General features: G+C 74.0%; 11 protein-coding genes. 7 read left to right on the top strand and 4 right to left on the bottom strand.

Annotated elements, in window-relative coordinates; translation table 11 throughout:
* Nucleotides 1-98 precede the first annotated feature (98 nt).
* Nucleotides 99-1,508 carry a DNA repair protein RadA gene (gene radA / locus IE286_RS12690; RefSeq protein WP_189796791.1) on the bottom strand — a complete coding sequence of 470 codons (1,410 nt, stop codon included), beginning with the start codon at nt 1,506-1,508 and terminating at the stop codon, nt 99-101.
* Between the two features lie 244 nt (nt 1,509-1,752).
* Here radA and IE286_RS12685 point away from each other — a divergent pair, with 244 nt between their 5' ends.
* Complete coding sequence (locus IE286_RS12685) at nt 1,753-3,465, top strand: hypothetical protein (RefSeq protein WP_189796790.1); 1,713 nt, start codon at nt 1,753-1,755, stop codon at nt 3,463-3,465.
* A 284-nt stretch (nt 3,466-3,749) separates the two neighbouring features.
* Here the strand turns inward: IE286_RS12685 and IE286_RS12680 are convergent, their stop codons facing one another.
* Nucleotides 3,750-4,619 (bottom strand): DUF3109 family protein, encoded by an 870-nt coding sequence (locus IE286_RS12680; protein WP_372462547.1) that lies wholly within the window; start codon nt 4,617-4,619, stop codon nt 3,750-3,752.
* Nucleotides 4,620-4,849: 230 nt separating this feature from the next.
* Between IE286_RS12680 and IE286_RS12675 the strand changes: the two genes are divergently transcribed.
* Together IE286_RS12675 and ilvD are read left to right on the top strand one after the other, a co-directional pair.
* A complete protein-coding gene (locus IE286_RS12675) occupies nt 4,850-5,674 on the top strand; it encodes a sugar phosphate isomerase/epimerase family protein (protein ID WP_189796789.1) in 825 nt (274 codons plus the stop codon).
* A 132-nt stretch (nt 5,675-5,806) separates the two neighbouring features.
* The gene (gene ilvD / locus IE286_RS12670) at nt 5,807-7,660 is read left to right on the top strand and encodes a dihydroxy-acid dehydratase (RefSeq protein WP_189796788.1); all 1,854 of its coding nucleotides are present in this window, start codon (nt 5,807-5,809) and stop codon (nt 7,658-7,660) included.
* A gap of 79 nt (nt 7,661-7,739) precedes the next feature.
* Here ilvD and IE286_RS12665 read toward each other — a convergent pair whose 3' ends face one another.
* On the bottom strand, nt 7,740-10,181 hold the full coding sequence (locus IE286_RS12665; protein WP_229862508.1) for a serine/threonine-protein kinase: 2,442 nt from the start codon (nt 10,179-10,181) through the stop codon (nt 7,740-7,742).
* 154 nt (nt 10,182-10,335) lie between these two features.
* Here IE286_RS12665 and IE286_RS12660 point away from each other — a divergent pair, with 154 nt between their 5' ends.
* The 4 genes from IE286_RS12660 to proC all read left to right on the top strand — a co-directional run bounded on the left by IE286_RS12660 (nt 10,336) and on the right by proC (nt 13,051).
* Nucleotides 10,336-10,665 (top strand): SH3 domain-containing protein, encoded by a 330-nt coding sequence (locus IE286_RS12660; RefSeq protein ID WP_189796787.1) that lies wholly within the window; start codon nt 10,336-10,338, stop codon nt 10,663-10,665.
* A gap of 42 nt (nt 10,666-10,707) precedes the next feature.
* Nucleotides 10,708-11,208: an EamA/RhaT family transporter gene (locus IE286_RS12655; RefSeq protein ID WP_189796786.1), complete on the top strand. Its 501-nt coding sequence runs from the start codon at nt 10,708-10,710 to the stop codon at nt 11,206-11,208.
* Nucleotides 11,209-11,282: 74 nt separating this feature from the next.
* Entirely contained in the window at nt 11,283-12,074 is a 792-nt protein-coding gene (locus IE286_RS12650; RefSeq protein WP_189796785.1) for a class I SAM-dependent methyltransferase, read from the top strand.
* Between the two features lie 167 nt (nt 12,075-12,241).
* A complete protein-coding gene (gene proC / locus IE286_RS12645) occupies nt 12,242-13,051 on the top strand; it encodes a pyrroline-5-carboxylate reductase (RefSeq protein WP_189796784.1) in 810 nt (269 codons plus the stop codon).
* A 65-nt stretch (nt 13,052-13,116) separates the two neighbouring features.
* On the opposite strand, the gene trpS is transcribed toward proC, so the two are convergent.
* Entirely contained in the window at nt 13,117-14,112 is a 996-nt protein-coding gene (trpS, locus tag IE286_RS12640; RefSeq protein WP_189796783.1) for a tryptophan--tRNA ligase, read from the bottom strand.
* Nucleotides 14,113-14,765: the final 653 nt, after the last annotated feature.

Below are 14,765 nucleotides of genomic sequence, written 5' to 3'. Positions count from 1 at the left end.
CGGGGCGCTCCAAGCCGGTGTCGCGAGGCCGACCGTGCTCTCCTGGCGCTCCCTTTTCGCACACTCGGTCATGCGGACGGGCGAGACCAGGGCAAAGTCTACCGGCGCTCCTCCTGCTCCCGCGGGGCCTGTGGACGCCGGGAACGCGGCAGGACCCGCAGCGCCTCCCCGATGTCGGCCACTTCCAGAACCTTCATCCCGGGCGGAATCTTCCCCGGGTCACCCGGCACCAGGGCGTGCGTGAAGCCCAGCCGGTGGGCCTCCGCGAGGCGGCGCTGCACTCCCGTGACCCGCCGGACCTCGCCCGCCAGACCCACCTCGCCGATCGCGACGAGATTCTTCGGCAGCGGGGTGTCACTGGCCGCGGACGCCAGCGCGAGAGCGACCGCGAGATCGGCGGCCGGCTCGGACAGCTTCACCCCGCCGACCGTCGCCGAGTAGATGTCCCGCTTGCCCAGCGCGCTGATGCGGCCCCGCTGCTCCAGCACCGCCAGCATCATCGACACCCGTGAGGTCTCCAGACCGGACGTCGTACGGCGCGGGGAGGGGATCTGCGAGTCCACGGTGAGCGCCTGGACCTCGGCGACCAGCGGACGGCGGCCCTCCAGGGTGACCGTCAGACAGGTGCCGGGCACGGGCTCGTCCCGGCGGGTGAGGAACAGCCCGCTGGGGTCGGCCAGGCCCGTGATGCCCTCGTCGTGCAGCTCGAAGCAGCCCACCTCGTCGGTGGCGCCGTAGCGGTTCTTCACGCCGCGGACCAGGCGCAGCCGCGCATGCCGGTCGCCCTCGAAGTGGAGCACCACGTCCACCAGGTGCTCCAGCAGGCGCGGGCCCGCGATCGCGCCGTCCTTGGTGACGTGGCCCACCAGCAGCGTGGACATGCCGCGCTCCTTGGAGGCGCGGATGAGGGCACCCGCCACCTCCCGCACCTGCGCCATGCCGCCGGGCGCGCCGTCGATCTCCGGGGAGGCCACCGTCTGCACCGAGTCCAGGATCAGCAGCGCGGGCTTGACCGCGTCCAGATGACCGAGGACGGCGGACAGGTCGGTCTCGGCGGCGAGATAGAGGTGGTCGTCGATGGCGCCGATGCGGTCGGCGCGCAGCCGGACCTGGCTCGCGGACTCCTCGCCGGTGACGTACAGCGTGCGGTGCTCGGCGTCGGCGGCCTTCGCGGCGACGTCGAGCAGCAGCGTGGACTTGCCGACGCCCGGCTCGCCCGCGACGAGGACCACGGCGCCGGGGACCAGCCCGCCGCCGAGCACCCGGTCCAGCTCGGGCACGCCGGTGGAGCGGGCGGTGGCCTGGCGGCCGTCGACCTGTCCGATGGGCAGCGCGGAGGTGGTGACCCGGCCGGGCGCCGTGGTGCGGACCGCGGGCGCACCGTACTCCTCGACCGTGCCCCAGGCCTGGCACTCGGGGCAGCGGCCGAGCCACTTGGCCGTCTGCCAGCCGCACTCGGTGCAGCGGTAGGACGGCCGGTCCTTGGAGGTCTTGGTGCGGGCAGCCATGGGGGAAACCGTAGCCCCCGGCACCGACACCGCCGCCGTCGGCCGCCGGTGCGCGCGGGGCCTCGCCGTCCGTCCGGCCGGGTGCCGGTCCGCCGGCTGCGGAACGTGGTCATCCACTTGTTCGGATGCTGTCCGTTCCCCGGCAGAAGGCGCTCACTTCCCTCTGAGGGATCGTTTCACCCGTACGGATTAAATTGCCCGAACGGGTGAGAAGCGGCGATCCCCCACCCCTACGGTCACACGGATGACGACCAGCAGTCCGGAGACCTCGACCCGCACGACCGGTGCACGCCGGGCGCACCGCGAGGCGCGCGACCGTGCTGCCGCGTGCCCGCCGCTGCCCTGTGAGCCGTACCTCGACGGCCTGTTCACCTACTGCCTGTCCGTGCTGTGCGACCACGACGAGGCCGTCACCGCCCTGGCGGACGCCCTGGTCATCGCCGAGCGGCGCGGCCGGCGCCGCCCCGGACCGGGCGCGACAGGCCGGCGCGCCTGGCTGTACGCGCTGGCCCGCTGGTCCTGCCTGCGCATCCTGGCCGGCCACCGGCGCGCACGCGGGGCCGCGCACCCCCTGGGCCGGCACGGCGGGGACCGGGCCGCCCGCCCGGGTGACCGCCCCGCGCCCGTGCCCGAGGAGGTCCGGCAGGAGCGGCAGCGCGAACTGGCCCGGCTCGCCTGGCCGGAGGCCGCGGGCACCAGCCCCGAGCAGCGCGAGGCGCTCGAACTCGCCGTCCGCCACGGGCTCACCGCCTCGGAGGTCGCCGCCGTCCTCGGCCGGCATCCCGCGGCCGCCCGGGAGCTGCTCGCCTCCGCGGCCTGCGAGGTGGAACGCACCCGTGCCGCGCTCGTCGTCGCCGAGGCCGGCGGCTGCCCGGGCACCACCGCGCTCACCGGTGACCGCCGCCTCGTGCTCACCCCCGCCCTGCGGCACGAACTCGTCCGCCACGTCGACGACTGCCCGCGCTGCCGCCGCCGCGCGGAGCGCGCCGTGCCCGGCCGCTGGCCCGGCGCCTCGGTCACCCCGGCCGAACTGCCCGTGCTCCGCGCGCCCCGCGCGGCCCTGCGCGCCGCTCTGGCCCGCCACCCGCGGCCGTGGACGGGCGGCCCGCGCTTCGACGGGCGCGGCTTCCCGATGAACCCCGGACACCGGGCCGCGCGCCGCGCACGGCTGCGCACCCGTGCCCTCACCACGGCCGTTCTCGCCACCGTGGTCACCGCCCCCGCGCTCGCCCTGTGGGCCGCCCACCGCCCCGACCCGGCCGGCCAGGACCAGGGCGGCCCGTCGGCGACCGCCCGCGAGTCGCCCGGCTCCGGTGTACTGACCGGGGACGGCGCCGAGGGCCACCGGAAGGCCGGCCGCGGCACCGGCAGCGGCGCCGGGCATGCCGTGGCGGACAGCGGGCCGGGCGCCGACGACGAGGTGTCCGTGCGGGTCAGCGGGGCCGCGGAGGCAGGCCGGGGCGACGGACGGCTCACCGTCACCGCCACCGGCAGCGGCGACGCCACGCTCGTCACCCTGACCGCCTCCGGGCCGGACCCCGTCCACTGGTCGGTGACCACCGGTGCCGCATGGCTGTACCCGAACCGCTCGTGGGGAACCCTCCAGCCGGGCGCCTCGGTGACGGTCCGCATCCATGTGGACCCGCTGCGCGAACCCTCCGGCCGCTGGCGCGCCCAGGTGACCGTCGGACCGGTGGGCGCCGTGATCACCATCAGCGGCCACGGCCCGGTACCCGGCCCCTCCGCACCGACGCACCGGGTGACCCCGCCCGCCGGCACCCGCCCGCACCCCTCGGTGTCCCCGCTGCCCACGCACACCCGCGCCGACCCGCCGGGCGGCGGCGCACCCGGTGACGGCACCACGCCGCCGCCGGACCCCACACCGCCGTCCGGCTCCGGCACCTCCGGGCCGCCGGGCGACGACGGCGCAGGCCCGGGTGCCACGGCCGGTCCCTGACCGGTGCCGGACGCCGGGCCGTGGTGCCGGGCCCCGGCGCGACGGCGGAACGGCGCCCGGTGTCCGGATCGGGTCCCGGTCGGGTGAGGATCAGGCCGGACCGGACGCGGACCGAGCCGGGACCAGGCCGGACGGACTCCGGTCGGGTCCGGATCACGCCGGGAGCAGGCCGGACCGGATTCCGGTCGGGTCCTAACCACGCCGGGACAAGGCCGGACCGGACTCCCGTCAGGTCCGGATCACGCCGGGAGCAGGCCCCGGTCACCTTCGAAGTCGGGTCCGTATCAGGCCGGGTCCGCCGGGTGCGGTGCCAGCAGCGGCTGTGCGGCCAGCCGCTCCTCGCACAGCTCGACCAGGCGGTCGTAGCCGGCCTTGCCCATCAGCTCGGTCAGTTCGGCCCGGTAGGAGACGTACACCGGCTCGCCCGCGCCGTGCGCCGACTTCGCCGAGGTGCACCACCAGTGCAGGTCGTGGCCGCCCGGGCCCCAGCCGCGCCGGTCGTACTCGCCGATCGACACCTGCAGCACCCGGGTGTCGTCGGGCCGGTCGATCCACTCGAAGGTGCGCCGGATCGGCAGCTGCCAGCACACGTCCGGCTTGGTCTCCAGCGGCTCCCGGCCCTCCTTGAGCGCCAGGATGTGCAGCGAGCAGCCCATGCCGCCGGGGAAGCCGGGCCGGTTCTGGAAGATGCACGAGCCCTTGTACGGGCGGGTCTGCCGGGATCCCTCCTCGTCCTCGGTCACCCAGCCGTTCGCGGTGCCCTCGGCGTGGTTCTCCCAGATGTCCGGGGTGAGCCTGGTCACGTGCTCGGCGACCCGCCGCTCGTCGTCCTCGTCGGAGAAATGGGCGCCCAGCGTGCAGCAGCCGTCGGTCGCACGGCCGGCCTGGATGCCCTGGCACCCGCTGCCGAAGACGCAGTTCCAGCGGGAGGTCAGCCAGGTCAGGTCGCAGCGGAAGACCTGCTCCTCGTCCGCCGGGTCCACGAACTCCACCCACGCGCGCGGAAAGTCGAGGCCCTGCTCGTCGGGCTCCTCGGCCTGCGAAGCCCGCTGCGGCCCCGGGGACGGCGTCACGGCCGGCACGGCCCCGGCGGAGCCGCCAGGTGCGCCGGAATTGCCGGTGATGTTGACATTCGCCTTTTTCGTCTTTGGCACGCGTCCAGGGTAAGACGCCCGCCGATCCGGCCGGGACCGCCCGGAGCCGCCCGCGGACGGCCCCGCGCCGGTCGTGCGCGGCACCCGCGCGAGCCCGCACGCCGGCGCCCGGCCCCGGCCGCCCGCGCCCGCACCCTCCCCGGACTCCCGCGCGCCCCGCCGTCATGACGAACACCACACCTGGCGGGACACGCCCCACAGCCGCCCGTGGCACCTCGTAACCTGTCCTCGTGGTGCAACCCGTCGTGCGAGTCCCGGAAGCGAAGGTCGCCCTGTCCACGGCCTCGGTGTATCCGGAGTCGACGGCGGCGGCCTTCGAGATCGCCGCGCGCCTCGGCTACGACGGGGTCGAGGTCATGGTGTGGACCGACCCGGTCAGCCAGGACATCGACGCGCTGCGCAGGCTCAGCGACTACCACGGCATACCGGTACTCGCCGTGCACGCCCCCTGCCTGCTGATCACCCAGCGGGTGTGGACCACCGACCCCTGGACCAAGCTGCAGCGCGCCCGCACGGCCGCGGAGAAGCTCGGCGCGAGCACGGTCGTCGTCCACCCGCCCTTCCGCTGGCAGCGCCAGTACGCCAGGGACTTCGTCGCCGGCATCCACCGGATGGCCGACGAGACCGACGTGCGCTTCGCCGTGGAGAACATGTACCCGTGGCGCTACCGCGACCGCGAGATGCTCGCCTACGCCCCCGACTGGGACGTCACCAACGACGACTACCGGCACTTCACCATCGACCTCAGCCACGCCGCCACCGCCCGCACCGACGCGCTGCGGATGCTCGACCGCATGGGCGACCGCCTCGGACACGTCCACCTCGCGGACGGCAAGGGCTCGGCGAAGGACGAGCACCTGGTGCCCGGCCGCGGTGCCCAGCCCTGCGCGGAGGTCCTCGAACGGCTCGCCGCCTCCGGCTACGACGGCCACATCGTCGTCGAGGTGAACACCCGCCGCGCCATGTCCGGCGCCGAGCGCGAGGCCGACCTCGCCGAGGCCCTGGCCTTCGCCCGCCTCCACCTGGCCGCCCCGGCCGAGATCCCCGGCGGCTGACCCGGGCCGGCCGCCGTCCTTCCCCCACGTGGGGCCCCGGACACCCGTCCCGCATCGCGGACAAGCCGTCCCGCCTCCTGGATGACCGGCGTACGCTCAAGGCGTCAGAACTCTCCGAAGGAGCGAGCGACGATGCCCGAGCTGAGGTCCCGCACAGTCACCCACGGCCGCAACATGGCGGGCGCCCGCGCCCTCATGCGTGCCTCCGGTGTACCCGGTGCGGACATCGGCCGGAAGCCGATCGTCGCGATCGCCAACAGCTTCACCGAGTTCGTCCCCGGCCACACCCACCTGCAGCCGGTGGGCCGGATCGTCGGCGACGCGGTGCGCGAGGCGGGCGGCATCCCGCGCGAGTTCAACACCATCGCCGTCGACGACGGCATCGCCATGGGCCACGGCGGCATGCTCTACTCGCTGCCCTCCCGCGACCTGATCGCGGACAGCGTCGAGTACATGGTGCAGGCCCACCGGGCCGACGCGCTGATCTGCATCTCCAACTGCGACAAGATCACCCCGGGCATGCTCATGGCCGCACTGCGCCTGAACATCCCGACCATCTTCGTCTCCGGTGGTCCCATGGAGGCCGGCCGCGCCACCCTGGTCGACGGCACGGTCCGCACCCTGGACCTGATCGACGCCATGTCGGAGGCCGCCAACAGCTCCGTCTCCGACGAGGACATCCTCCGCATCGAGGAGAACGCCTGCCCGACCTGCGGCTCGTGCTCCGGCATGTTCACCGCCAACTCGATGAACTGCCTGACCGAGGCGATCGGCCTGGCCCTGCCCGGCAACGGCTCCGTCCTGGCCACCCACACCGCCCGCCGCGCCCTGTACGTGACCGCGGCCCGCACGGTCATGGACCTCACCCGCCGCTACTACGAGCAGGACGACGACTCCGTCCTGCCCCGCAGCATCGCCACCTTCCAGGCGTTCGAGAATGCGATGGCCCTGGACATCGCGATGGGCGGCTCCACCAACACGATCCTGCACCTGCTGGCCGCCGCCCAGGAGGCCGGCGTGCCCTTCGGTCTGGAGCAGATCGACCGGCTCTCCCGCCGCGTCCCCTGCCTGGCGAAGGTCGCGCCGAACGTCGCCAAGGACCGCACCTACTACATGGAGGACGTGCACCGCGCCGGCGGCATCCCCGCCCTGCTCGGCGAGCTGCACCGGGCCGGGCTGCTCAACGAGGACGTCCACGCCGTGCACAGCCCGTCCCTCGCCGACTGGCTCAAGACCTGGGACGTGCGCGGCGGCTCCCCGTCCCCCGAGGCCGTCGAACTGTGGCACGCCGCCCCCGGCTGCGTCCGCTCCGCCGAGGCCTTCTCCCAGTCCGAGCGCTGGGAGGCCCTGGACACCGACGCGGAGAACGGCTGCATCCGCAGCGTCGCGCACGCCTACTCCACCGACGGCGGCCTGGCGGTGCTCAAGGGCAACCTGGCCGTGGACGGCTGCGTGGTGAAGACCGCCGGTGTCGACGAGTCCATCTGGACCTTCGAGGGCCCCGCGGTCGTCTGCGAGTCCCAGGAGGAGGCCGTCGAGAAGATCCTGACCCAGCAGGTCAAGGAGGGCGACGTCGTCGTCATCCGCTACGAGGGCCCCAAGGGCGGCCCCGGCATGCAGGAGATGCTGTACCCGACCTCGTACCTCAAGGGCCGCGGCCTGGGCAAGGCCTGCGCCCTGATCACCGACGGCCGCTTCTCCGGCGGCACGTCCGGCCTGTCCATCGGCCACATCTCCCCGGAGGCGGCCTCCGGCGGCACCATCGCGCTCGTCGAGGACGGCGACCGCATCCGCATCGACATCCCCAACCGCTCCATCGAACTGCTGGTGGACGAGGCGGAACTGGCCCGCCGCGAGCAGGCGCTGAACGGCACCTGGGCCCCGAAGAACCGCGATCGCGAGGTCTCCCTGGCCCTGCGCGCCTACGCGGCGATGGCCACCAGCGCCGACAAGGGCGCGGTGCGGGACGTGACGAAGCTGAGCTGAACCGGGCCGGACCCCGGCGGGTCCACCGCCCGGCCGAGAGCACCGAAGGGCCGCTGCCGAGGGGCGGCCCTTCGGCATGTCACCACACCGACGGGTCCCGCGCGTCCACGGCGAAGACGGTGCCGTCGGGCGCGCCCGCGAAGACGTGGCCGTCGGCCGGCACGGGCGCGGCCAGCGTGCCCGGCCTGCCGCCGAGCCGCGGCCGGGTCTGGCCGGCGAGCCGGCCCGTCCGCGCGTCCACCGCCAGCAGCCGGCCGTCCGCGGCGGCCAGGTACACGTACCGGCCGTCGCACGCCGGCGCCGACGCCTTGCTCACGGCCGTCTCCAGCTGCCACAGCGGCCGGCCCGCGGTCATGTCGACGGCCTGCAGGGTCCCGCCCGCGCCCAGCAGGTGGACGACCGCGCCGCGCACCACGGCCTGCGGGCTCTGCAGCCGCGCCGGCAGGGCCACCCTGTGCACCGCCCGGGAGCCGCCGGTGTAGCGGATCACCGACGTGGCGTCGCCGTAGACCGGGTCGAGGCCCAGCAGGAAGACGTCGCCGTCCCGCACACCGACGAGCCGGAGGTATCCCGGCAGCGTGGCGTCCTGGCGGACCGCTCCCGTCTCCGGGTCCACGGCGGTGATCCGGGTGTGCTCCCCGTCGGCGGAGGAACTGCTCACCCAGGCCAGGCCGTTCCCGGGGAACGAGGCGAGAGCCGGCAGGCTGTACCCGGCGATCCGCCGGCTCCACCGCGTCCGGCCCGATGCGCCGTCCACGCCGGTGACCGTGCCGTCGGCCCCGGCGACCACCAGCGTGCCGCCCACGATGTGCCACCCGCCCTGCGCGGGCAGTTCGAGTCCCGGCTGGGGGCGCCCCGAGGCCGCGTCCAGCGCCTGAAGACGCCGGCCGTCCGCGGTGGGCACGTACACCAGGCCGCCCGAGACCACGGGGGCCTCGTGGCCCGCCCCGGCCACCGCACGCCGCCACCGCACGGAACCGTCGGCCGGGTCGAGCGCGACGACCTGGCCGGACTGCGCACAGAACAGCCCCGCGCCCGGGGCGCTGCCGCCCGCGCGGCCGGAGGAACCGCCGTAGGAGCACTGCGGCACCGCCGCCGAGCCGGGCACCGGCTCGACCGCCCACGTGTCGAACGCGGCGGCAGCGGTGTGCGCACCGTCCCTCGACGCCCCGGGACGCCCCGCCCACTGCACCGCCCCGAACCCACCGGCCACCAGCACACCGACCGCCCCGGCCACCAGCCCGGCGCGCAGCCGAAACCGCCTCGCGAACGCCTGCCCCCGCTCGCCCGGTGCGGCCCCGGACCGCCGCGCCGCCGCCTCCTTCTCCGCCCGGCGTTCGCCCCGGTCCCGGTCCGCGTCCCCGTCCCCGTCCTCGTCCGCGTCCCCGTCCCGCGTCACGCCCGCCGCACGGTCCCCGGCCCGGGCCTGCGCCAGGTTCCTGGCCACCGTTGCCGGGTCCAGGGCCGCCACCGGCTCCACGACGTCCGGCTCGTCCGGGGCCTCCACCGGCTCCGAGGCCCCCGGCGTGTCCGCGGTTCTCCACCGGTCCAGGGCCCCAGGTCCGCCGTCCTCCCGGGCGCCGGATCCGTCCGCATGCCCGTGCCCGTGCCCGGTGATCTCCCGGGCACCGGAGGCGGGCAGGGGCAGATCCCGCGTCCGCTGTGCCGGTATGAAGGCCTGCGTGTCGTACGTGGCCGCCGTCGACCGCAGTTCGCGCATCAGCTCGTCCGGCGTCGGCCGGTCCTCGGGCTCCTTGGCCAGGCACCGCTGCACCAGCGGCGCCAGGTCCTGAGGCACCCCGGTCAGATCCGGCTCGTCGTGCACGACCTGGTAGGCGACGAGATACGGGCTGTCGGAGTCGAACGGCCCCCGCCCGGTCGCCGCGTGCACCAGCACCGAGCCCAGCGCGAAGATGTCGGCGGCCGGCCCGACCTCCCGCGGCCGCCGGAACTGCTCCGGCGCCATGAACGGCGGCGTACCGATCAACTTGCCGGTCTCGGTGCGCAGTTCGCTGTCCTTCGGCCGGGAGATGCCGAAGTCGATGACCTTGGGCCCGTCCTCGGCGAGGAGCACGTTGCTCGGCTTCAGATCGCGGTGGACCACACCCACCCGGTGAATGTCGCGCAGCGCCTCGGCGAGTCCCGCCATCAGCCGGCGCAGCTGCGCCGGGGCCAGCGGACCGTTCCGCTTGACCTGCTCCGACAGGGTCGGACCGGGAATGAACAGCGTGGCCATCCAGGGCCGGTCGGCATCCGGATCGGCGTCCACGACCGGCGCGGTGAACGCCCCGCTGACCCGCCGCGCGGCCGCCACCTCCTGCCGGAACCTGCCCCTGAACTCGGGATCTCGCGCGAACTCGGCATGCACCACCTTCACCGCGAGCCTGAGCCCCGACGTGCTGCGGGCCAGGTGCACAACGCCCATGCCACCCGAGCCGAGACAGGCTTCCAAGCGGTAGTGCCCGGCGTACTCCGGAAGTTCCGCTTCCGCGCCCGGGCCGGCGTTGCGCTGTGGCGTCATGGGACCACCCCCGTGCTGTTCGTCCGCGCGCGCGACGCACGGAGCCTAATCGACGACTCGATGGGCCCCGAGGAGGCTTGCTAGCGTGCGGCGTCGCTCACACACGTACGTGCGAGCCCCGCTGCTCGCACCGGAACGGGGAGGAACACGCACCATGACCACCGATCACGCCGGCACCACCGGAAACGACGCCGGCCAGGAGCCGGCCGCCACCACAGAGTCCGCGAACGCCGCCGCACGCACCTACCCGGTGGCGCCCGGAGTCCGGCTCAACGTCCGCAGCGGCCCCGGCACCGGCTACTCCATCGTCCGGGTCCTGCCCGAGGGGATCCACGTCCCGATCACCTGCCAGGCCCCCGGCACCACGGTCTCCGGCTACTACGGCACCTCCAGCATCTGGGACTGCATCGGCAACGGCGAGTACGTCTCCGACGCGTACGTGTACACCGGCAGCGACGGCTACGTCGCTCCCCGCTGCAGCTGAGCCCGCCGGAGCCCGCGCGCCCCGGGGAGCGATAATCGTCGGGTGAGCGACGACAACGGCACCCCGGACACCCGCGCGGGCTCCGCCGGACCCCGGCCCGAGCCGCTGCGCTTCTTCGGCACGACCTGGGTGCACCACGACCACGGCTACGCGGCCCGCCGCATCGGCGTGGCCGTCGGCTCGCTCCTCGCCGCCGCGGCCGCCTGCTTCGTGCTCGGCTTCGCCTACCAGGGCCTCCAGATCGCGGACTCGGGCCCCTTCGTCACCGGCCTGGTCGTCGTCATGTTCGCGGTGTGCAGCGTGCTGGCCTTCCGGCACACCTGGGAGAGCTTCTCCCGGCGCCCCGACCCCGACCGCCAAGCCTCCCTGCGCGGCCTGCTCGCCATCGGCTTCGTCGGCTCCCTCCTCGCCTACTTCGTCCGCTCCCTTACCGAGGCCCCCGGCGAGAGCCTGCACCGCGAGGAGTACCGGCGGGCCGCCGAGCAGCACGAGCGCCGGACCACCCGCCGCTCCGGCAACCCCACGAAGAAGCGCCGCCGCTGACCCGGCGACGGGCCGGCCGATGCGGCCGCGGACGGCCCGGCACACCCGCACGGCCGTGCGTGATGATGGGCAGCATGACCGCGCCCCTCCCGCCCGCCGAGGAGTCGGAGAACGTGCGTGCACGAGCGCACTCCTTCAACGCCGCCGCCGCCCAGTACGCCGCCAACCGCCCCTCCTACCCGCCCGCCCTCTTCGACACCATCGAGGAGCTGTCCGGCCGTCCGCTGGCCGGTGCCCGTGTCGTGGACGCCGGTGCCGGCACCGGCATCGCCACCGCGCTCCTGCGCGAACGCGGCGCCCGCGTGCTGGCCGTGGAACCCGGCCCCGGCATGGCCGCCCAGTTCCGCCGCACCCACCCGGACATCCCCCTGGTCCGCGGCAACGGCAACGCCCTGCCCCTCGCCGACGCCGGCGCCGACCTGCTCACCTACGCCCAGGCCTGGCACTGGACCGACACCGCCCGCTCGGTGCCGGAGGCCCTGCGCGTCGTCCGTCCCGGCGGGGCGATCGCCCTGTGGTGGAACACCGACGCCTTCGACATCGAGTGGATCGCCGAGTCCCGGCGCCGCACCGCCCGCTTCTTCGGCGTCGACGCCCCCGTCGAGCAGAAGTGGGAGGCCCGCGTAAAACGGGCCGATCCGTCCGGCCGCCTCGCCTTCACCCGCCGCACGGTCCGCTGGAGCCGCCGGGTCTCCCTGGACACCCACCTCGCCAACCTCGCCAGCCACTCGCTGCTGCTGACCGCCCCCGAGGACCGCAGCGCCGCCTTCCTCGCCCAGGAGCGCGACCACCTGCTGAAGGTGTTCCCCGACGGCGTCGTCGAGGAGACCTACGACGTCCTCCTGCTCGTCGCCCCCAGGCCCTGAGCGCAACGGCGGAACAACCCCGGCGCAACGGCGGAACAACCCCGGCGAGGACACGACCGGCAGGCGGCAGCGGCGCGGAAGGGGCCCGACGGGGCGTACGACACCGCGACGCGTCCGCCTGCCGGACAACCGGCCGCCGGCAGCGCCCCCGGTGCAAGGATGAACCCATGAGCCAGAAAGTCGCAGTCCTCGGCACCGGCAAGATCGGCGAAGCCCTGCTCAGCGGGATGATCCGGGCCGGCTGGGCGCCCTCCGACCTCCTGGTCACCGCCCGCCGTCCCGAGCGGGCCGAGGAGCTCCGCGCGCGCCATGGAGTGACCCCGGTCAGCAACGCGGAGGCGGCGAAGACCGCCGACACCCTGATCCTCACGGTCAAACCCCAGGACATGGGCACCCTGCTCGGCGAACTCGCCCCGCACGTCCCCGCCGACCGCCTCATCATCAGCGGTGCGGCGGGCATCCCGACCTCCTACTTCGAGGAGCGCCTGGCCCCGGGCACCCCGGTCGTCCGCGTCATGACGAACACCCCCGCCCTCGTCGACGAGGCCATGTCCGTCATCTCCGGCGGCACCCACGCCACCGACGACCATCTCGCCCACGCCGAGGAGATCTTCGGCGCCGTCGGCAAGACCCTCCGCGTCCCCGAGAGCCAGCAGGACGCCTGCACCGCACTGTCCGGCTCCGGCCCGGCGTACTTCTTCTACCTGGTCGAGGCCATGACCGACGCCGGGATCCTCCTCGGTCTGCCCCGCGACAAGGCTCACGATCTCATCGTGCAGTCCGCGATCGGCGCCGCCGTCATGCTCCGCGACAGCGGTGAGCACCCGGTGAAACTCCGCGAGAACGTCACCTCGCCCGCCGGCACCACGATCAGCGCCATCCGCGAACTGGAGAACCACGGCGTCCGGGCCGCCCTCATCGCCGCCCTGGAGGCCGCCCGCGACCGCAGCCGCGAGCTGGCCTCCGGCAGCAACTGACGCCACACCCCTCCGCCCGGCGGCCGCCCCGCGCCAGGAGCGGCGCGTCGGCCGGGCCGGTCTCTTCACACAGGCAGCAGCCCGATCGCGCGGTACGCCGCGTCCACCCTCGGCCGGGCGATCCGCCGGGCCCGTTCCGCGCCCTGGCGCAGCACGGCGTCCACCTGACCCGGATCCGCGCACAGCTCCCTGTGCCGCTGCCGCACCGGCCTGAGCATCTCGATCACGGCCTCCGTGGTGTCCTTCTTCAACGCGCCGTACGAGTCGTACGCACCGCTCAGCGCCTCGGGCTCCCCGCCCTGACAGGCGGCCAGGATCTCCAGCAGGTTCGCCACGCCCGGACGTGTCTGTCGGTCGTAGACGACGTCCCCCTCGCTGTCGGTCACCGCCCGCATGATCTTCTTCCGGATCACGTCGGGCTCGTCGAGCAGATGGACGATGCCCGGTCCCGAGTCCTCGGACTTGCCCATCTTCGACGTCGGGTCCTGCAGGTTCATCACCCGCGCCGCGACCCTCGGCGCCGTCGCCTTCGGCACCGTGAACGTGTGCCCGTACCGGTGGTTGAACCGCACCGCCAGATCCCGCGCCAGCTCGACGTGCTGCGTCTGGTCGTCGCCCACCGGCACCTCGTCCGTGCCGTAGACCAGGATGTCGGCGGCCATCAGCACCGGATACGTCAGCAAGGACAGCCGCACGCTGCCGCCCCGCGCCCGCTCGCGCGGCGCCTTCTCCTTGTACTGGATCATCCGCCGCATCTCGCCGTCCGTGGCCACGCACTCCAGCAGGTAGGACAGCCGGGTGTGCTCGTCCACATGGCTCTGCACGAACACCGTGCACAGCGCGGGGTCGAGGCCGGAGGCCAGCAGCAGCGTGGCCGCCTGCCGGGTGAGCCTGCGCACCCGCGCCGGATCGTGGTGCACGGTCAGCGCGTGCAGGTCCACCACGCAGAACAGCGCGTCCGCCCGGTGCTGGTCGACCTCGGCCCACTGCCGCAGGGCACCCAGATAGTTCCCGAGCGTCAGGTGCCCGGTCGGCTTGACCCCGCTGAAGACCCGTGTCATCTCGCTCCTTTCCTGTGCCGCCGCCCGGCCGGCCACCGCGTCAGGAGGAGCAGAGACGAGAAACGGCCGCCGGGGCGGCGGCCGTCGTCTGCGTACGTGTGAAAGGCGGCCGCCGTCAGGCGGGCCACCACAGCTGGGTGCACGTACGCGTCGTCATGCCCGACACCCTACGCCCGGGAAACGGGTGTGCGGAACACCCCCGGCACCATGAGTTGACACACGTCGACGGCATCCGTAAAGTGCTCCGAGTTGTCCGGCGTGAGAGCCGACTCAGTCGGTCCCCGGACAGCCACTCCGTGAGCACCACCCTCCACACGACCGCAGTCGTTCTGTCGGCCTGTCGTCGGCGTGTGCATTCACGGAATGAGCCGGAATCCGCGTTTGCGAAACGCAGCCCCCGATTCGCTCGGGAGCAGGGAATCCGCTAAAGTCTCACGACGTCGGAACGGCCCGAAGGCCGCGAGGACGAACCCCGCTGACCGGGGATCAGCTCGAAAGAGATCTGATAGAGTCAGAAACGCCGGAAAGGGAAACGCGAGAGCGGGAACCTGGAAAGCGCCGAGGACATCGGATCGGAAAGATCTGATAGAGTCGGAGACACCGAAGGGAAAACGCCCGGAGGAAAGCCCGAGAGGGTGAGTACGAAGGAAGCG

Source organism: Streptomyces thermodiastaticus (assembly GCF_014656135.1).
Classification (GTDB): domain Bacteria; phylum Actinomycetota; class Actinomycetes; order Streptomycetales; family Streptomycetaceae; genus Streptomyces; species Streptomyces thermodiastaticus.
Note: the sequence above shows the minus strand (reverse complement) of the source record. Positions and strands in the feature narration are given on the sequence as shown.

Excerpts from the sequence above, each read along its gene's own strand:
- IE286_RS12685 (WP_189796790.1), top strand. The coding sequence starts at position 1,753 with ATGACGACCAGCAGTCCGGAGACCTCGACCCGCACGACCGGTGCACGC.
- radA (WP_189796791.1), bottom strand. The coding sequence starts at position 1,508 with ATGGCTGCCCGCACCAAGACCTCCAAGGACCGGCCGTCCTACCGCTGC.
- trpS (WP_189796783.1), bottom strand. The coding sequence starts at position 14,112 with ATGACACGGGTCTTCAGCGGGGTCAAGCCGACCGGGCACCTGACGCTC.
- proC (WP_189796784.1), top strand. The coding sequence starts at position 12,242 with ATGAGCCAGAAAGTCGCAGTCCTCGGCACCGGCAAGATCGGCGAAGCC.
- IE286_RS12650 (WP_189796785.1), top strand. The coding sequence starts at position 11,283 with ATGACCGCGCCCCTCCCGCCCGCCGAGGAGTCGGAGAACGTGCGTGCA.
- IE286_RS12660 (WP_189796787.1), top strand. The coding sequence starts at position 10,336 with ATGACCACCGATCACGCCGGCACCACCGGAAACGACGCCGGCCAGGAG.
- IE286_RS12665 (WP_229862508.1), bottom strand. The coding sequence starts at position 10,181 with ATGACGCCACAGCGCAACGCCGGCCCGGGCGCGGAAGCGGAACTTCCG.
- ilvD (WP_189796788.1), top strand. The coding sequence starts at position 5,807 with ATGCCCGAGCTGAGGTCCCGCACAGTCACCCACGGCCGCAACATGGCG.